Origin of the sequence: Roseomonas sp. OT10, assembly GCF_020991085.1 — a bacterium.
Classification (GTDB): Bacteria; Pseudomonadota; Alphaproteobacteria; order Acetobacterales; family Acetobacteraceae; genus Roseomonas; species Roseomonas cutis.
On the sequence record NZ_CP087719.1, the window covers coordinates 2,352,460 to 2,371,205 of the forward strand.

Annotated in this window: 15 protein-coding genes; 3 read left to right on the forward strand and 12 right to left on the reverse strand. The window is 73.0% G+C overall.

Annotated features, from left to right (window positions below; all coding sequences use genetic code 11):
* Positions 1-3: 3 nt before the first annotated feature.
* From LPC08_RS10825 to cydD, 3 genes are all read right to left on the reverse strand, one after another.
* A complete protein-coding gene (locus LPC08_RS10825) occupies positions 4-399 on the reverse strand; it encodes an OmpA family protein (protein ID WP_230452687.1) in 396 nt (131 codons plus the stop codon).
* A gap of 139 nt (positions 400-538) precedes the next feature.
* Positions 539-2,203: a thiol reductant ABC exporter subunit CydC gene (gene cydC, locus LPC08_RS10830; protein WP_230452688.1), complete on the reverse strand. Its 1,665-nt coding sequence runs from the start codon at positions 2,201-2,203 to the stop codon at positions 539-541.
* Positions 2,193-3,881, reverse strand: a complete 1,689-nt coding sequence (cydD, locus tag LPC08_RS10835; RefSeq protein WP_230452689.1) for a thiol reductant ABC exporter subunit CydD — start codon at positions 3,879-3,881, stop codon at positions 2,193-2,195. Before cydD ends, cydC begins: the two co-directional genes overlap by 11 nt.
* Positions 3,882-4,097: 216 nt before the next feature.
* On the opposite strand from cydD, the gene LPC08_RS10840 reads away from it, so the two are divergent.
* The gene (locus tag LPC08_RS10840) at positions 4,098-5,330 is read left to right on the forward strand and encodes an arabinose transporter (RefSeq protein WP_230452690.1); all 1,233 of its coding nucleotides are present in this window, start codon (positions 4,098-4,100) and stop codon (positions 5,328-5,330) included.
* A 251-nt stretch (positions 5,331-5,581) separates the two neighbouring features.
* Here LPC08_RS10840 and LPC08_RS26220 read toward each other — a convergent pair whose 3' ends face one another.
* Positions 5,582-6,280: a calcium-binding protein gene (locus LPC08_RS26220; RefSeq protein WP_304622081.1), complete on the reverse strand. Its 699-nt coding sequence runs from the start codon at positions 6,278-6,280 to the stop codon at positions 5,582-5,584.
* A gap of 222 nt (positions 6,281-6,502) precedes the next feature.
* On the opposite strand from LPC08_RS26220, the gene LPC08_RS10850 reads away from it, so the two are divergent.
* Positions 6,503-7,435 carry a polysaccharide deacetylase family protein gene (locus LPC08_RS10850; protein ID WP_230452691.1) on the forward strand — a complete coding sequence of 311 codons (933 nt, stop codon included), beginning with the start codon at positions 6,503-6,505 and terminating at the stop codon, positions 7,433-7,435.
* Between the two features lie 93 nt (positions 7,436-7,528).
* On the forward strand, positions 7,529-11,056 hold the full coding sequence (locus tag LPC08_RS10855; protein WP_304622082.1) for a cellulase family glycosylhydrolase: 3,528 nt from the start codon (positions 7,529-7,531) through the stop codon (positions 11,054-11,056).
* Positions 11,057-11,077: 21 nt separating this feature from the next.
* Here LPC08_RS10855 and LPC08_RS10860 read toward each other — a convergent pair whose 3' ends face one another.
* The 8 genes from LPC08_RS10860 to LPC08_RS10895 all read right to left on the reverse strand — a co-directional run bounded on the left by LPC08_RS10860 (position 11,078) and on the right by LPC08_RS10895 (position 18,746).
* A complete protein-coding gene (locus LPC08_RS10860) occupies positions 11,078-12,211 on the reverse strand; it encodes an HlyD family secretion protein (protein WP_230452692.1) in 1,134 nt (377 codons plus the stop codon).
* Positions 12,212-12,260: 49 nt separating this feature from the next.
* A complete protein-coding gene (locus LPC08_RS10865; protein WP_230452693.1) occupies positions 12,261-13,862 on the reverse strand; it encodes an MFS transporter in 1,602 nt (533 codons plus the stop codon).
* Positions 13,859-14,329, reverse strand: coding sequence for a MarR family winged helix-turn-helix transcriptional regulator (locus LPC08_RS10870; protein WP_230452694.1), 471 nt, complete (start codon positions 14,327-14,329; stop codon positions 13,859-13,861). Before LPC08_RS10870 ends, LPC08_RS10865 begins: the two co-directional genes overlap by 4 nt.
* Positions 14,330-14,502: 173 nt before the next feature.
* Entirely contained in the window at positions 14,503-15,879 is a 1,377-nt protein-coding gene (locus LPC08_RS10875) for a formimidoylglutamate deiminase (RefSeq protein ID WP_370643330.1), read from the reverse strand.
* Positions 15,880-15,883: 4 nt separating this feature from the next.
* Entirely contained in the window at positions 15,884-16,702 is an 819-nt protein-coding gene (locus LPC08_RS10880; protein WP_230452695.1) for a phytanoyl-CoA dioxygenase family protein, read from the reverse strand.
* A 24-nt stretch (positions 16,703-16,726) separates the two neighbouring features.
* Entirely contained in the window at positions 16,727-17,464 is a 738-nt protein-coding gene (locus LPC08_RS10885) for an amino acid ABC transporter ATP-binding protein (RefSeq protein ID WP_230452696.1), read from the reverse strand.
* Positions 17,461-18,111 (reverse strand): amino acid ABC transporter permease, encoded by a 651-nt coding sequence (locus tag LPC08_RS10890; protein ID WP_230452697.1) that lies wholly within the window; start codon positions 18,109-18,111, stop codon positions 17,461-17,463. Before LPC08_RS10890 ends, LPC08_RS10885 begins: the two co-directional genes overlap by 4 nt.
* Positions 18,108-18,746, reverse strand: coding sequence for an amino acid ABC transporter permease (locus LPC08_RS10895; protein ID WP_230452698.1), 639 nt, complete (start codon positions 18,744-18,746; stop codon positions 18,108-18,110). Before LPC08_RS10895 ends, LPC08_RS10890 begins: the two co-directional genes overlap by 4 nt.

Consider the following 18,746-nt stretch of genomic DNA (forward strand, 5'->3'; position numbering starts at 1 on the left):
CCATCAGCGGGCGATGCGGATCTCCACGCGGCGGCTCTCCACCGGGGAGGCCTCGTAGGAGACGGCGCCGAGCGGCAGCACCTGGATGCGCACCGGCGGCACACCCTGGGCGCGCAGCTCGGCGGCCACCGCCTCGGCCCGCTGGCGGCTCAGGGCCACCACGTTCTGGCCGACGCGGTCCGGCGGACCGGCATAGCCCAGGACGTTCACCGGCGCGCCGGCATAGCGCTTGGCGATCTCGGCGGCCTCCGCCACCACGGCCTTGCCGCTGTCGTCCAGCGTGGTGGCGTCGTTCGAGAAGAAGACGACGCGGGACTGCACGGCGGCCAGTTCCGGCTGCAGGCTGCAGGCGGCGAGCAGCGGCAGCGCCGCGAGGGAGACGAGGAACCGGCGGCGCATGCGGCGCTACTCCAAGGGAAGAACCCGATGCGCGGACCAATGCGATGCGGCGCGGGTCGCGTCAACGGAGCGCCAGGGTGACGTTCCGTTCAATTGTCACAACGCGGCGGCGCTGTGCCGCCGGTGCCGCAGCGGCGCCTCAGCCAGCCGCCGGGAAGGCCCGCCCGCCTGCCATGCGCAGCACGCGCGTCGGCCGTTCCACCCCCAGCAGGCGGTGCTGGATCAACAGCACCGTGCGGCCCGCCAGCGCCTGGTCCAGCGTCTCCAGGAAGGCCCGTTCCGCCGCGGCGTCCAGCCCCGAGGCGGGCTCGTCCAGGATCAGCACCGGCGCCGGGGAGAGCAGCGCCCGTGCGAGGGCGAGGCGTCGTCCCTGTCCGCCGGAGAAGCGCACCCCGCCCTCGCCGCAGGCCGTGTCGAGCCCGTCCGGCAGGGCCCGCACCAGATCCGCCACGCGCGCCCGTTCCAGGGCCTCCCACAGCGCGGTGTCCGGGGCGTCCGGCGCGGCGAGGCGGAGATTCTCCGCGATGCTGGCGTCGAACAGGCGCGCATCCTGGGTCAGGCAGGCGACGCGGCTTCGCACCACCTCCTCCGGCAGGGCGGCGATGTCGACGCCGCCCAACGTCACCCGGCCCTCCTGCGGCGCGGCGAGGCGCAGCAGCAGCGCGGCCACGGTGGACTTGCCCGAGCCGGAGGGGCCGAGCAGCGCCACCCGCGCACCCTCCGGCACCTCCATCGACAGGCCATCCAGCACCGCCGGCCGGTCGGGTCCCCAGGCGAAGCGCACCCCTTCCAGCCGCAGCGCATGCCCGCGGGGCGCGGGCGCGGGGGTGGCGGGCGCCGGCACCGGCACGGGCGCGTCGGCCGCGTCCAGCAGACGGCGGGCGGACGCCCCGGCGGCGGCCAGGGCGGCGCCCGCGCGCGGCACGGCGGCAAGGGTCTCCGACGCGGCCAAAGCCAGGAACAGGGCGGGGACGGCCAGCACCGCGGCCTCCGTCGCCCCCTGCCCCCAGGCCCCGATGCCGAAAGCCAGGGCGCCGAGCAGGGCGAACTGGGCCAGCAGCCCCCCGGCCGCCCCGCCCGCCGCCCCGGCGGCCGCCAGCCGGCGCTCCGCCCGCGCCTGGGACCATCCGGCCTCGGCCAGCCGCCGGCCCGCCAGGGCCTCGCCGTTCGAGGCCAGCAGATCCTCCATGCCCTGCAGCGGCTCCACCGCCCGGGCGCGCAGCGCGCCGTGCGCCTCGGCCACGGAGACGGCGGCGCGGGCGGCGCGCGGCGCGAGCAGCGCCGGCAGCAGCAGCGCCAGCGCGAGCGGCAGGGCAACGATCGCCATCAGCGCCGGCGAGGCGGCGCCGAGCAGGGCGGCGATGGCCAGCACCGTGGCCCCGGCCGCCGCGATCGGCACCAGGGCGCGGAGGTAGAGCCCGTCCAGCGCCTCGACATCCGCGACCAGCCGGCCGAGCAGGTCGCCCGCGCGGTGCAGGCCGATCCCGGCCGGCAGGCGTTCCGCCAGGCGGCGGAAGAACCAGACGCGCGTATCGGCCAGGGCGCGGAAGGTGGCATCGTGCGTCGCCATGCGCTCCAGCCAGCGCAGCACCGGGCGGAGCAGGATCAGCGGGCGCAGCAGCAGCAGGGAGACCGCGGCCATCGCCACGGCGCCGTGCCGCAGCCCGTCCGCGAGCCCCTGCCCCGCCAGGGCCAGGAGCGCGACCCCGGCCAGCGCCGCCAGCACGGCCAGTGCCGCGCCCAGGACCAGCCGTGCGCGATAGGCCCGCCACAGGCCGAGGATGCGGCCGAGGTCACGCCACATGGCCGGCCTCCCGCGGGCGGCGGCCGCCGGCGACCACCTGCCCGTCCTCCAGCACCAGCACCTTGCCGAAGCGGTCGCGCAGCGCGGGCGAATGGCTGGCGATGATCGCGGTGCGCCCGGCGCAGAGACGGCGCAGCCCGTCCAGCACCTCGCGCTCGGTCGCGGGGTCCAGATGCGCGGTCGGCTCGTCCAGCAGCACCAGCGGCCGGTCGCGCAGGAAGGCACGGGCCAGGGCCACGCGGTGCGCCTGCCCGCCGGAGAGCCCCCATCCCCCCTCTCCCACCAGCGTGTCCAGCCCCTTCGGCAGCGCGGAGGCGAAGTCCAGCACGCGGGCCTCGCGGGCCGCCGCCTCCACCGCCGCGTCGTCCGCCTCCGGCCGGGCCAGGCGGATGTTCTCGCGCAGCGTCTCCCGGAACAGATGCGGCTTCTGCGGGACATAGGCGATCAGGCGGCGCAGCTCCTCGGGGCGCAGGGCCGTGGCGTCGCGGCCGTTCATCGCGATCCGTCCCGAATCGGGCCGCCGGAAGCCCAGCAGCAGGCGCAGCACGGAGGACTTCCCCGCACCCGAGGGCCCGGCCAGCACCAGCGCCTCGCCCGGCAGGACACGGAAGGAGACATGGCGCAGCGCCGGCGGGCGGGCGGGGTCGTAACGCAGGGAGACGTCGTCGAAGGTGACGACGACGGAGGGCGGAACCTCCTCCAGCACCAGCCCTTCCGGCTCCGGCGCATCGAGCAGCGGCGCCAGCTCCGCCGCGGCGCCCTGCGCGGCGAGGCGCTCGTGATAGGCAGCGGAGAAGGCCCGCAGCGGCGCGAAGAAGGCCGGCACCAGCAGGATGGCGAACAGTGCGGCCGCCGGGGCCGGGTGGCCGCCGCCCAGCAGCCCGGCATGGCGCCAGGCGAGGCAGCCGAGCACGGCGGCGGCGATCAGGTCCTGTCCGGCCGAGCCCACGAAGGCGACGCGCAGCACGCGCATCGTCCGGCGCCGCAGCTCCGCGGCGGCAGCGGCCAGGGCCCGCGCCTCGTCCTCCTGGCGGCCGAACAGGACCAGGGTCGGCAGGCCCCGCACCCGGTCGAGGAAGCGGCCGGAGAGGTGCTGCAAGGCCGTGAACTGGCGGCGGCTCTCGGCCGCGGCGCCGATCCCGGTCAGCGCCATGACCGCCGGCACCAGCGCCCCGCCGGCCAGCAGGATGAGGCCGCCCAGCGGGTCGGCGATGGCCGCGGCGACGATCACCGCCAGCGGCGACAGCACGGCCAGGCGGGCGGCGGGCAGCCAGCGGGCGAAGTAGCCCTCCAGCGCCTCCACCCGGTCCACGACGAGGGCGGCGCGCTCCCCCGCCGGCCGCTCGTCGGCAGGGCCCAGGGCGAGCAGCCGGGCCTGCACCCGTTGGCGCAGCCGCGCGCGGGCCGCCTCGCCGGCGGCCTGTTGCGCCCGCTCCTGCGCCACGCCGACGCCGGTCTGCAGCAGCGCCATGGCCGCGGCGGCCCCCAGCTCCCCCCAGCCGGCATGGCCGAGGCCGAGCAGCGCCGCCAGCAGGGTGGCGATCAGCCAGGCCTGGGCGATGCCGCAGAGCGTGGCGACGAGGCCCAGCGCGACGGGGCGGGCGAGACGGGCGCGATCCTCGCGCGCCAGCCGGGCCAGCAGGGACCGGGCGGCGCGCTCCACCGTGTGCGACGACATGGGGCCTTCTAGGCCGGATCGCGGGGGGTGGGAATCCGGGACGGGCGCCGATCCGGCTTGCCCCACGCGGCCAGCCCGGCTAAAGGCGCGCCCCGTGCCAGTCGCACTGGCCGTAAGCGTTCGACGTCATTCAACGCACTCAACGATCCTCGTCGATCGGAGTGCGTTCGCCACGTCGGACCCCCGTCGACCGAGGAGCAGTGTGGAGAACACACGATGGCTTCCCCGTCGACCCGCGACCCGGCCCAGGGCCGGCTTCTGCTCCTGACCGCCGTCCTCTTCGTCTCCTACCTCTGCGTGGCCCTTTCCCTTCCGGTCGTGCCGCTCTTCGTGACGCGCGGCCTGGGGCTGGGCAACGTCTGGGCGGGGCTGGGCGTCGGCAGCGCCTTCCTCGCCACCATCTTCACCCGCGGCCTCGCCGGCAGCCTCTCGGACCGACATGGGGCCAGGCCGGCGGCCGGGCTGGGGCTCGCCTTCTATCTCGTGGGCGGGCTTGTCTCGATGTCGGCCGGGCCGCTGGCCTCCCTGCCCTGGGCGGCCTTCGCCATGCTCGTGGCGGGGCGCCTGCTCGTCGGCTTCGGCGAGAGCCTCGTGGGCGTCGGGGTGATCGCCTGGGGCATCGGGCTGGTCGGGCCGCAGCGCTCGGGCAAGGTCCTGGCCCTGGTCGGCGCCGCGCTCTACGGCGCCTTCGCCGTCGGCGGGCCGCTCGGCCTCGCGCTCCTGGAGGGGCTGGGCTTCTCCGGCGCCATGGCGGTGGGCGCCGTGCTGCCCGCCCTCGGCCTCCTCGCGGTCTGGCGGATGGCCGGGGTCGCGGCGCATCCCGGCGCCGACCGCCCGCCGTTCCGCCGCGTGGTCGGCCGGATCTGGCGGGAGGGATCGGTCGTCGGCCTCCAGGGCGTCGGCTTCGCGGCGATCGGTGCCTTCTTCTCCCTCCTCTTCCTCAGCCGCGGCTGGCCCTTCGCTGGCCTGGGCCTGACGGCCTTCGGCCTCGGCTTCGTCCTCGTCCGCGTCGCGCTGGGGCATCTCCCGGACCGGATCGGCGGCCTTCCGGTGGCGATCGGCTCGCTGGCCGTGGAGGCGCTCGGCCAGCTGCTGGTCTGGGCCGCGCCCGATCCCGCCACCGCCCTGGCCGGTGCCTTCCTGACCGGGCTGGGCTGCTCCCTGATCTTCCCCGCCATGGGTCGGGAGGTCGTCCATCGCGTGGAGCCGCACCTGCGCGGCACCGCCCTGGGCGCCTTCGCCGCGTTCCAGGATCTGGCCTATGGCCTGACCGGCCCCCTCGCCGGGCTGCTCGCGGACCGGGCGGGCTATGGCGGCATCTTCCTCGCGGGTGCCGCCGCGGCGGCGCTGGGCCTGCTCATCGCGCTCCGCCTCCGCCGGCAGCGGCTGGCGGCGGCCAGCGGGCCAACCCGGCGGGCGGCCGGGGAGCCGCCCCGACCGGGCGCGTGAGACGGGCGCGATCCTCGCGCGCCAGCCGGGTCGGCGGCACCGGGCCGCGCGCTCCGGCATGGCCGTCGACACGGCGCCTTCCAGGCGGGATCGCGGAAGGCGGGCATCCGGTGCCGCGAGGGTCCCGGCGATGCGGGCGATGCGGTTCCGGGTAGCGCCCGTGGCGCCGGCGGCGATCCGCCGGCGGCCCGGGGCACCGCCCGGCCCCGGGCCTCCCGGGGCGGCGGGCGAGCGGCCGTACCCCGACGCCGTCAGGCGATGACCGTATAGGCCTCCCGCCCCTCGTACAGCCCGAAGAACAGGTAGTGCTCGAGCGGATTCATTCCCGAAGCGGCGACGTCGGCATTGTGCTGCAGGTAGAGCTTGCCGTCGAAGCCGGCGCTGGCCGCGCGGCCCTCCTTCCAGCCGAAGGCTTCGTAATGGGCCAGGGGATTGAGCCCGGCGGCCGCCACGTCCGGATTGTGGGCGAGGTAGTAGCTGGTGTCGAAGTAGGCGTTCGGGTCGCGCCCTTCCTTCCAGCCGAACTCGGCATAGTGCTCCATGGCGTTGCGGCCGGAGGAGTACACGTCCTGGTAGGTCTTGGCGTAATAGAAGGCATCCACCAGCGGGTCGTTGCCCAGCGAGAAGCCGCCGTCCGAGAAGTGCATCAGGTCCACGCCATACAGCGTGTCCGTGAACCCGGGTCCGCTCAGGATCAGGTCGGCGCCATGCCGGCTGACCCAGACGGAGGACAGCAGGTACTGCAGCTCGATCGTATCGATGCCGGCACCGCCGATCAGCGTGTTCTTGCCCGGGCCCGGCACCAGCGTGTCGTTCCCGTCCCCGCCCCGCAACACATCGTCGCCAGGACCGCCGACCAGGACGTCATCCCCGGCAAGCCCGTCGATGATCGCCCCGGAGGCCGGACCGACCAAGACGTCGTTGGCGCTGGTTCCCGTGATCGTCTGCATGTGTCCCCGCGAAAAGTTCTCCCTGATACAACCTTTACAGGTCATTAAAGTCAACGATGCACTTATTACGGGTATATGGCGTCGGGGTAACTGCGGGACGACGACCGGAGCGGGCGCCGGCAGCAGCCTCTGGCGACCCGTGCCGGCCTCGCTCCCGGCCGTTCATCGCTCCATCGGCCAGAGATCCTTCCCTATCGCCCATGGTCGGGAAAGGATGACGCCATGCTTCCGCACCACGACCGTCACGACTACCACCCCTGGAACGAGCGCCAGCGCTGGACATGGCCGAACGGCGCCCGGCTGGCCGTCTACCTGGGCGTGAACCTCGAGCATTTCGCCTTTGGCGAGGGGCTGGGGGCCGAGCTGGCACCGGGCGCCGCCAGCGGGGCCGGACCGCACCCGGACGTGCTGAATCACGCCTGGCGCGACTATGGCAACCGCGTCGGCGCCTGGCGGGTGCTGGAGGTCCTGGAGGAGCTCTCCCTGCCCTGCACCGTGCTCCTGAACAGCGCGATGTATGCCCACGCCCCGCAACTGGTTGCCGCCCACCGCGCCCGCGGCGACGAGATCGCGGGCCATGGCCGCACCAACAGCGAACGCCAGAGCCTGCTGGACGAGGCGGCCGAGCGGAGCCTGATCCAGGAGGCGACGGCGGAGATCGCCCGCCACGAGGGCGCCCCGCCGCGCGGCTGGCTCTCCCCCTGGATCGCCGAGAGCCGGTCGACGCCCGACCTGCTGGCCGAGGCCGGCTACCGCTACACCCTGAACTGGTGCAGCGACGACCAGCCCATCTGGCACCGCACCCGGGCTGGCCGGCTGCTGGCCATCCCCTACCCGCAGGAGGTGAACGACATCCCCTCGATCATCGCGCGCAAGGACGGGGCGGCGCAGTTCGCGGAGATGATCCTGGAGGACTTCCGGGAAAGGCTGCGCCAGGTCCGCGATGGCCGCGCCCAGGTGATGGGCATCGCCTTGCATCCCTACATCATCGGCCAGCCCTACCGGCTTCGGGCGCTGCGCCGGGCACTGGAGGAGGTGGCGGCGGAGGCTCGCCGCGCGGACCAGGGAAGCGGTGCCGCTTCCGCCTGGATCTGCCGGGCGGGCGACATCCATGACCATGCCCTGCGCCTGCCGCCGGGCGCGCTACCCGTATAGCGGGAAAAAAAGGTTAACACAGCGCGAAAATCGTCGCAAAAAAGAAACTGATCTGATAGAGGGAGGGCGTTCCTGAGAGCGAAAACACGTCCCATGGCCCTGACCTACTCCTTCAAGACCACCGCGACCTGGACCGGCGGGTTCAACGGCGAGATCACCGTCACCAACAGCGGCACGTCGGCGATCGACGGCTGGCTGATGGCCTTCACCGGCGGGTGGAGCGTGGTCACGGTGTGGAATGGCTCGGTCGTGAACGGGCCGGATGGCTATACCACCGTGCAGAACCTGGACTGGAACGGCAGCCTCGCGCCGGGCGCCAGCGCCACCATCGGCTTCACCGCCAACGGCGAACTCTCCCCCCCGAGCTACTATAGCGGCGAGATCGATCCGCCCGTGCCCACCCTGCCGGCGCTCTCCGTCGCCGACACCTCAGTGACCGAGGCTGACGCGGGCAGCAGCGCGATGACCTTCACGGTCACCCTGTCCAAGGCCTCGGCCACGCCCGTCACGGTGAACTGGACCACCGCTGACGGCACCGCCACGGCCGGCAGCGACTACACGGCCGCCAGCGGCACGCTGACCTTCGCCGCCGGCCAGACCAGCGCCACGGTCCAGGTGCAGGTGACGGGCGACACGGCCGTCGAGTCCAATGAGACGGTGCGGCTGCAGCTCTCCGCCCCCAGCGGCGCGACCCTCGCCGATGCCGAGGGGGTCGGCACCATCCTGGACAATGACTCCTCCACCACGCCGACCACGCCCGGCACTCCGGTCGCGGCGATCTCGGCGCCGGGCTTCCTGTCCACCCATGGCGGCGACATTGTCGATTCCAGCGGCAACGCGGTCCGCCTGTCCGCAGTGAACTGGTTCGGCCTGGAGACCAGCCGGGCGGCCCCCGATGGCCTGAATGCCCGCAACTGGCAGGACATGATGGACCAGATGAAGGAGCTGGGCTTCAACGCCATCCGCCTGCCCTTCTCGAACGAGGCGCTGCACGGCCGGGTGCCCACCGACATCAACTACGGCGTGAACCCGGACTTGGCCGGCCTGTCAGGGGTGCAGCTCATCGACAAGATCGTCGACTACGCCGCCGAGATCGGTCTGAAGATCATCCTCGACCGGCACCGCGGCGCGGCGGGCGACGGGCCGAACGGCAACGGGCTCTGGTACGACGGCACCTGGACCGAGCAGAAGTGGATCGACGACTGGGTGATGCTGGCCAAGCGTTACCTGGACAACCCTGCCGTCGTCGCCGCCGACCTGAGCAACGAGCCCCATTCGGCCAACTGGGGCGACGGCAGCGCCACCGACTGGGCCGCGGCGGCCGAGCGCGCCGGGAACGCCATCCATGCGGTCAACCCCGACTGGCTGATCATGGTCGAGGGCACCCAGGTCTGGAATGGCGACTACTACTGGTGGGGCGGCAACCTGCAGGGCGTGGCCAGCCACCAGGTCGACCTCGCCCTGGACAACAAGCTGGTCTACTCGCCGCACGACTACCCGAACTCCGTCTATGGGCAGCCCTGGTTCTATGCCGGCAACTTCCCGGACAACCTCGCGGGCGTCTTCGACAAGCAGTGGGGCTACATCGCGCGCACCGATATCGCCCCGATCTTCGTGGGCGAGTTCGGCAGCAAGCTGACCGATCCGAAGGACCTCGCCTGGCTGGCCGAGATCAAGGCCTACATGAACGGCGACTACAACGGGGACGGCACGCGCGATGCCGGCGCGTCCGACATCTCCTGGTCCTGGTGGTCCTGGAACCCGAATTCGGGCGACACGGGTGGCATCCTGCAGGATGACTGGACGACCCCGATCCAGGCCAAGGTGGACGCGCTGCAGTCCGTGATGGGCGACGGCTTCGCCGCCGCCATCACCGGGACCGACGGCGCGGACAGCAAGGTCGGCACGGCCGCCGGGGACATCATCCTCGGCCGGGGCGGGGCGGACCGGCTGGCGGATGCCGCCGCCGCCAACCGCGTCGCCGACATCCTGCTGGGCGGCGAGGGCGACGACACCCTCACCAGCCGCGGCGGGGCGGACCGGCTAAACGGCGGCGGCGGCGAAGACACCGCCATCGTCGATCTCAGCCACTATACCGTCGCCCTGCGCTTCACCGCCCCGGAGGCGGGCGCCACCGGGACGATCCAGGGCTCCGGCACGCGGCTGACCGGCATCGAGACCTATGTCCTGCGCGGCGGCAGCGGCGCCGACACCTTCACGGGCGGTCTGGGCGACGACACCCTGTCCGGAGGGCTGGGTACCGACCGGCTGTACGGCGGCGGCGGCGGCGACCGTCTCGATGGCGGTGACGGCAACGACACGCTCTTCGGCCAGGACGGCAACGACACGCTCGTCGGCGGCGCCGGCACCAACTACCTGGTTGGCGGGGCCGGCGCCGACCGGCTGGAGGGTGGCAGCGGCACCGACGTCGCCGTCTACACCGATGCGCCCACCGCGCTGGTCATCAGCCTCGCGGCCCCGGCCACCAACACGGGCCACGCCGCCGGCGACACCTACCTGTCCATCGAGCATGTCCAGGGCTCCGCCTTCGATGACAAAATCACCGGCGATGGCGGCGTGAACGGCCTCTACGGCCTGGGCGGCAACGACACCCTCTACGGCGGCGCCGGCGGCGACCGCCTCGATGGCGGCGCGGGCAACGACGTCCTGTACGGCCAGGACGGCAACGACACGCTCGTCGGCGGCGCCGGCACCAACTTCCTCAACGGCGGCGCCGGCGCCGACCGGCTGGAGGGTGGCAGCGGCACCGACGTCGCCGTCTACACCGATGCGCCCACCGCGCTGGTCATCAGCCTCGCGGCCCCGGCCACCAACACGGGCCACGCCGCCGGCGACACCTACCTGTCCATCGAGAGCGTCCACGGCTCCGCCTTCGGCGACAAGATCACCGGCAATGGCGGCGTGAACGGCCTCTACGGCCTGGGCGGCAACGACACCCTCTACGGCGGCGCCGGCGGCGACCGCCTCGATGGCGGCGTCGGTAACGATGTCCTGTACGGCCAGGAGGGCAACGACACGCTCGTCGGCGGCGCCGGCACCAACTTCCTCAACGGCGGCGCCGGCGCCGACCGGCTGGAGGGTGGCACCGGCACCGACGTCGCCGTCTACACCGATGCACCCACCGCGCTGGTCATCAGCCTCGCGGCCCCGGCCACCAACACGGGCCACGCCGCCGGCGACACCTACCTGTCCATCGAGAGCGTCCACGGCTCCGCCTTCGGCGACAAGATCACCGGCGATGGCGGCGTGAACGGCCTCTACGGCCTGGGCGGCAACGACACCCTCTACGGCGGTGCCGGCGGCGACCGCCTCGATGGCGGCGCGGGCAACGATGTCCTGTACGGCCAGGAGGGCAACGACACGCTCGTCGGCGGCGCGGGGAACGACCTCTTCATCGCGACCGCCGGAATGGGCCTCGACACCATCACCGACTTCGTGCGCGGCGAGGACAAGATGGACTTCCGCGAGTACGGCAGTGCGGTCACGCCCGTGCTGACGGCGCAGGGGGCGGATACGCTCATCAGCCTCGGCAGCGGCAATGCCTTCCTGGTGAAGGGGGTCGCCCCGGCCCTGCTCTCTTCGGCCGACTGGCTGATCTGAGGCCCCGGAGGCCGGTCCGGCTCAGCGCCGGGCCGGCCCCGTCTCCACCGCCGCCACCCGCCGGGGCAGGTCGTCCGGCTGGGCCGGGTCCAGCGACGCCGCCGTCCGGGCCCGCGGGGCGGTCGCGGTGTCGACCGTCACCACGACCGACATGCCCGGTGCCAGCTCCTGCGCCAGCGGCTGGTCCGCGTCGATGGCGATGCGGACGGGCAGGCGTTGCGCCACCTTCGTGAAGTTCCCGGTGGCATTGTCCGCCCGCAGCACGCTGAACTCGGAGCCGGTGGCGGGCGAGAAGGCCTCGATCTGTCCGGTCAGCTCCGCGTTCTGCAAGGCATCGACGGTGAAGCGCACCGGTTGGCCGCGGCGCATGCCATAGAGCTGGTTCTCCTTGAAGTTCGCCACCACCCACTTCCGCTCCGGCACCAGCGCGGCCAGTTGCGTGCCGGCCGTGACGTACTGGCCCAGCCGCACGCCGATCTCGCCCAGCTGGCCGTCCTGCGGCGCCAGAATGCGCGTGTTCTGCAGGTCGATCTCGGCGAGGCGCAGCGCCGCCTCGGCACTGGCGATGCCCGCCTCCTGCGACTGGCGGTTGACGATGATGGATTGCAGGTCCTGCTGCGACACCTGGAGTGCCGCCTCGGCCTGGTGCAGCGCGGCCGTCGCCTGGGCCAGGGTGGCCCGCGACTGGTCGGCCGCGCTCTGGGTGGAGATCCCCCGCGAGAGCAGCGTCTCCACGCGCCGCGCATTCGCCTCGGCCGTGTCGAGCGTCGCGCGGGCACCCGTCACCTGCGCCTCGCCGGAGCGGATGCGGGCCTCCGCGGCGCGCTGGTTCTGGTCCGAATTGGCCAGGTTGGCGCGCTGGATCGCCAGCGCTGCCTGCGCCTGGAGCTGCTTCTGGCGGAAGATGCGGTCGTCGATCTGCACCAGCACCTGCCCCGCCCGGACGCGCTGGAAGTCGCGCACCGGCACCTCCGTCACGTAGCCGGCGAGCTGCGGGCTGATGACGGTGACCTGGCCGCGGACATAGGCGTTCTCCGTCACTTCCATGCTGCCCTGGAAGGGCGGCAGCTGCCAGGCATGGAGGACGAGGAGGGCGCCGGCACAGCCGATGAGGAGGATGCCGGCGGTACGGGCGATCTTGAGCGCTTTGGACATGGTCTCGCGGTTCATGGGTTGCGGTCGGGGGTTCGGGGGGGCCGCCGGGTCAGGAAGCCGGGGCGGGCGGGGCAAGCCAGGACCGCGCGGAGGTCCAGGCGATGCGAAGCAGCAGGATGGCGAGGGCCCCGGCGGCGAGAGCGCTGATCATCAGGAAGACATCGTTGTAGGCGAGGATGTTCGCCTCCCGCGTGGCCTGTTGCGACAGCAGCGACAGCCCCTCCGCGTTCAGCAGCCGCCCGTCGGTGAGCACGTGACCATAGGCGGCGGCGAGCTGCCGCACCCGTGCCGCGACGACGGGATCGGCCAGGGTGAGGTGCTCTACCAGCTGGCTGGAATGGAACTTCTCGCGCAGGATCACGGCGGTGCCGAAGGCGGCGGAGCCGAGCTGCCCGCCGATGTTTTGCGTGAAGAGGAAGATGCCGAGGAAGCTGGTCATGTAGGTGGCGCCGCGCCGCATCGTGCGCGTCAGCCCGTCCAGCATGGCGGGCGGCAGGAACAGGGCGCCGCCGAAGGCGATCAGCGACTGGCTCAGCAGCATGTCGCCCGGCCGTGTCAGGCTGGTGGCATGCCCGTCCATGAAGGCGCCGACGGCGATGCAGGACAGGGCAACGGCCTGCAGCGCAGGGATGCGGTCATGCCGCATCACCAGCCCGCAGCACAGGCCGCCGGCGACGGAGGAGAGCAGCACGAGCCCGAAGAGCAGGCGGCTCTGCTCGTTCAGCAGGCCCAGCGTCTGGAACAGCCCGACCGCGCCGGCGCTCTGCTCGGCCAGCACCAGCCGGAAGACCAGCAGCGTCACGGTGAAGCGGATCATCTCCGGGCTGAACAGCCAGTGCAGGTTCAGCAGCGGGGCCTCCCGGTTCACCTCGATCGCCCCGGCCAGGGCGAGGGCCAGGACGGCGACGGCGAGGCAGAGGCCGATCCACGGCGCCTCGGACCACCAGACGTAACGGCCGAGGGTGAGCACCACGGTCAGTAGCCCGAAGCCCAGGGCGATCAGCGGGTAGCTGACGAAGTCCAGCGGATGCAGCACCTTGGCATGCGGCACGGGCGCCAGCGGCAGCAGGTAGACGACCGCGAGGGCCATCAGCGCCAGCCCCACCTCCATCCCGAAGAAGCCCGGCCAGGGCGACAGGTCCAGCAGCGCGGGCGAGAGCAGCCGGGCCAGGGAGGGGGTGGCCGCGGAGCAGGTCAGCGCCAGGCTCAGCCCCCAGCTCAGCCGCTTCGCGGGCGAGAAGGCCTCCAGCATGTAGAGGAAGCCCAGGGTGGAGAGCGGCGCGGCCGCGGCACCGGCCAGGAAACGCACCAGCAGCGCAGAGTTCAGGTCCCGCGCCACCAGATGCAGCAGCGATGCGGCGGCGAAGATGACGATCGCCCATTCGGCGAAGCGGCGCAGGCCGAACTGCGTGCGGATCTTGGTCAGCAGGAGGGTCAGGCTGGCATTGGGCGCCATGTAGGCGGCGATCAGCCAGCTGGTTTCGGTCAGCGTCGCCCCCAGCGCACCCTGGATCTGGCTGGTGTTGGTCGTCACCAGGTTCATCCCGAGGCCCTGGGTGCACCAGAGCAGCGCCGAGGCGGCGACGAAGGTGGCCGAGCGCCATTTCGTCAGGGGCGGCGGTGCCGCGGGGGCGGAAGCGGTGGCGCTCATGGACGCGCGGCCTCCTCCGCCTCGGCGGCGGCATAGGCTTCCATGGCCGTCAGCACCTGGCTCAGCACGCGGCTCGCCACGGCGAGGTCGGCGTCGCCGATCTCCGACAGCAGGCGTTCGCGCATGCCGGCGGTGATCCGCTCCATCTCCAGGATCGAGGGCTGGGCCTCCTCGGTCAGCATGACCTGCTTGGCCCGGCGGTCCCCCGCCACGGCACAGCGGCGGATCAGCCCCTGGCTCTCCAGCCCGTCGAGAAGGCGGACCACCGTCGGGTGCTCCAGCTCCAGCACCGAGGCCAGCTCGCTCTGGGTGACGCCGCCATGGCGGTCCAGGTGCAGCAGCAGCCGCGCGCGGGACAGGGTGAGTCCGTGCTGGCGCACCAGCGCGTCGAAGAGGGTGCGAAGCTTCCGGCCAGCGACGGAAAGGTCGGTGAGGAAGGTCGCCCGAGCGGAGCCTGTCTCGTGCATGGCAGTATGATAGGAAGCTAAACTGTAGCTAGCTACATAATAAGCCATGGTCCGGCGGCAAGCCTGTCCTGCTTCCAGCTCGGATCGCCGCATGCCGTTGGCGGACGGTCCCGCCCTCCCGGGCCGGCGGCGGTGACGCCGGTGGCCGGCCCCGTCGCTGGTCTCCCTGGCCGCTACGCCAGCAGGCGCCCCAGGGCGGCGCGATAGCCCTCCGCGATGGTGCCCGCGGCGATGTGGTGGCCGCCCTCGACCACGGGGCGGCCCCCCACCACCACCGTCCGAACGGGGTTGCCCTGGCCGCTGAAGACCCAGGCATCGAGCAGCGCGTCGCCGTTGCGGCCGGACAGGATCGGGTGGTCCGGGTCCAGCTCCACCAGATCGGCGCGGCACCCCGGGGCGATGGCGCCGATCGGCCGGCCGCTGGCCCGCGCCCCGCCTGCCAGCGCCGCGTCGAACAGCCGGCGACCGGGATGCGGCGACGCCTCGTCCGCCGCGACGGAGCGGGCCTGGAGGTGGAGGCGCTGGCTGGTTTCCAACTGCCGCAGCTCATCGCGCGGTGCGGTGCCGACATGGCTGTCCGTGCCGATGCCCAGCGCCCCGCCCGCCCCCAGCCAGGTGGAGAGGCCGAAGACGCCGTCGCCCAGGCTGGCCTCGGTGGAGGGGCAGAGCCCGGCGACGGCGCCGGTCGCGGCCAGGCCGGTGCTCTCCGCCTCCGTCATGTGGGTGGCGTGGATCAGGCACCAGCGGGCGTCGAGCGGGGCGTTGTGCAGCAGCCACTCCACGCTGCGCGCGCCGGTGGCGGCGAGGCATTCCTCCACCTCCCGCACCTGCTCGGCGGCGTGGATATGGATCGGCCCCGCCTCGCCCGAGACGGCGGCCAGCATCGCGGGCGTCACGGCGCGCAGCGAATGCGGCGCCACGCCCACCGCCGCCTGCGGATCGCCGGCCGACGCGGCGCGGCAGGCGGCGACGATCTCGCCGAAGCCGTCGAGGTCGTTGAGGAAGCGACGCTGCCCGGGATTGGGCTCCGCCCCGAAGATGCCGCCATAGCGGTAGAGGCTGGGCAGCAGGGTGATGCCGATCCCCGTCTCCCGCGCCGCCTCCAGGTGGCGCATCGCCATCTCCGCGCGGTCGGCATAGGGCGTGCCGTCCGGCTGGTGGTGCAGGTAGTGGAACTCGGCGATGGCGGTGAAGCCGTGTTCCAGACACTCGGCGTAGAGTTGGGCCGCGACGGCCTGGGCGTCCTCGGGCGAGAGCAGGCCGACGAAGCGGTACATCGTCTCCCGCCAGGTCCAGAAGCTGTCGCGCCCGGCCGGGCTGCGCCGCTCCGCCCCGCCGGCCATGGCGCGCTGGAAGGCGTGGGAGTGCAGGTTCGGCATCCCCGGCACCAGCGGCCCGCGCAGGACGCGCCCGCCCGCGGCCAGGACGTCGCGTGCCGCCGCATCGGGCGCCACGGCGGCGATGTCGCCGCGCGCGTCGATGTCGAGGCGCACGTCGCTTTCCCACCCGCCGGGCAGCAGCGCGGCGGGGGCGAAGACGCTGGTCAGCACGGGATCAGGCCCGCCAGACCACCGGGTAGAGCGCGCTGTCCATCGGCGCCCCCGGCTCCGGCGCGCCGGGCAGCGGCGGCGGCGACATGAAGCCGCGGCGCAGCACATAGGTCGCGTCGTCGCCGCTCCAGCGCGAGGACACGGCACGGCGGCGGGTGGGGAGCGCATTCCCCGGCGCCCCGTGCAGCGTCAGCCCGTGGAAGACGACGCAGTCGCCCGGCGCAAGATCCCAGCCGAGCACGGTGTTCTCGCGCCGCACGGTGTCCATGTCCGGCAGGGTCTCGAACTCGTCGGTCGGGTGATCCTTCTGGTCGGCGAAGCGCTTCGGGCGGAACCAGCGGCCCCAGCGGTGGGAGCCGGCGATGTATTCGACGCCCGCCTCGCGCGGCACCGGCTCCAGTGCCATCCAGAGCGAGCAGACCATGTCGCCATCCACCGTCCAATAGGGCTGGTCGTGGTGCCAGGGCGTCGGCTCCAGCGTGCCCGGCTCCTTCACCAGCACGTGCTCGTGGAACAGGTTCACCTTGGTCGCGCCCATGATGCGGCCGACGATCGCGGCGGCGGGGCCTTCCAGCAGGAACTCGCGGAATTCCGGATTGGCCTGCCAGTTGCAGTAGTCGGCGAAGAACCGGCCGGGCTTGCCCTCCGGCGTATAGGTCTTCCCCATCGGGCCGGGCGCGGCGATGTTGCGCTCCACGCCGCGGTCGAGCATCGCCAGCCATTCCGGGCCGAAGGCGCCGCGCACGCAGACGGCGCCGTCGCGTTCGTATTGCGGGCGCAGGACAGAGAGCTGTTCCTCCAGCGCGGGCGAGAGCGGTTGCATGACCTGTTCCTCCGTTCTTGTCGTTCAGGCCGACCAGGCGACGCGGCTGAGGTAGGAGTCGAGGAAGCGCCGCAGCCGCTCCTCCTCCGGCCGGTCGAAGACCCGGGTGGTGGGGCCGTCCACCAGGATGCGGCCATGGTCCATGAAGATGGCGCGGTTCGCGACGGAATGGATGAAGCCCATCTCGTGGCTCACCACCAGCATGGTCAACCCGTCCCGCGCCAGGTCGCGGATCACGTCCAGCACCTCCGTCGTCAGCTCGGGGTCGAGGCTGGCGGTGGGCTCGTCGAACAGCACCACGTTCGGCCGGGCGGCGATGGTGCGCGCGATGGCCACGCGCTGCTGCTGCCCGCCGGACATGGCGGAAGGCTTGCGCGCGGTGAGCTGGCCCAGCCCGACGCGGGACAGGGCGGCGCGGGCGACCTGCCGCGCCTCCTCCCGCTTCACGCCGCGCGCCACGCGCAGCGGCATGGCCACGTTCTCCTCAGCCGTCAGGTGCGGCCACAGGGCGAAGTTCTGGAACACCATGCCGATGGCGCCGTCGCCCGGCCGCGCCGCCTTGCCGGCGACGGTGACGGCGCCGGCGTTCAGCGGGTCGAGCCCGGCGATGCAGCGCAGCAGCGAGGACTTGCCGGAGCCGGAAGGGCCGATGATTCCCAGCACGTCGCCACGCTGCACCTCCAGCGAGACGCCGCGCAGGATCTCGATGTCGCCCACCCGGCGTTCGAGGCCGGATGCAATAAGCAGGGGGGCGTCGCTCATGCCGCGAGTGCCTTCGCGGTGACGCGCTCGGCGAGGCGGCCCAGCGTCGCCATCGCCTCCACCAGCGCCCAGTAGAACACCGCCAGCACCATCATGGCGGGGGCGAAGGCGAAGGTCGCGGTGCCGACGGAGGAGACCCGGAAGGTGATCTCGGGCACGGTGATGATGGACAGGACCGCCGTCTCCTTGACCATGAGGATGGTCATGTTGACCAGGGAAGGAAGGGCCGCCAGCGCCGCGCCGGGCAGCAGCACGCGGGCGACGGTCTGGGCGTGGCTGAGGCCGCAGATGCGCGCCGCCTCCAGCTGCGCCCGCGGCACCGCCGCGAAGGCGCCGCGGAAGATCTCGGAGAAATAGGCGCCGCCATAGAGGCTGAGCGCCAGCAGCCCCGCGCCGACCGCCGGCAGGTCGAGCCCGATGAAGGGGCCGCCGTAGTAGAGCAGGAAGGACTGCACCAGGAAGGGCGTCCCGCGGAACAGCTCCACCACCACCCCCAGCACCCAGTTGAACGGCGCGGGGCCCAGGTGGCGCAGGCAGGCGACCAGCAGCCCCAGCACCATCCCCAGCGCCGAGCCACCGAGCCAGATCAGCAGGGTCAGCGGCAGCCCTTGCACCGCCGCCCAGAAGGCCTGGACGAGGACGTTCACGAGCGCGGCCGCCGGATCGAGCCGAGGCCGACCAGCGCCAGGGTCAGCGCCAGGTAGAAGGCGCCGGCCAGCGCATAGGCTTCCAGCGGCTGGAAGGTGGACGCCGCGATGGCCTGGGCGTTGCGGGTGATCTCGGCGATCCCCACCACGGAGACCAGCGCCGAGGCCTTGAGGATCATCGTCGCCTCGTTCAGCAGCGCCGGCCGCACGGCGGCGAGCGCGATGGGCAGGCGGATGCGCAGGAAGGTCTGGGTCGGCGAGAGGCCGGAGAGCCGCGCCGCCTCCAGCGAGGAGACGGGCACGGTGGAGAGGCCGCCGCGCAGGATCTCCCCCGCATAGGCGGCGCAGCACAGCCCGACGGTGCCGACCGCCGCGACCCAGGGCGAGACGTCCAGCCCCAGGAAGGGCAGCGCGTAGTAGGAGAGCAGCAACTGCACCAGCAGCGGCACGCCGCGGAAGAAGGAGACGTAGACCCGCGCCGCGCCGCGGGCGAGGCGCGAGGGGGCGGTGGAGGCGGCCGCGATCACCGCGCCGAAGCCGAAGCCCAGCGCGATGCCCATGGCGGAGACCAGGATGGTCGCCCAGGCGCCGCGCAGCAGCGCGGGCCAGGCTTCCGCAAGGAAGGCCGCGTCCAT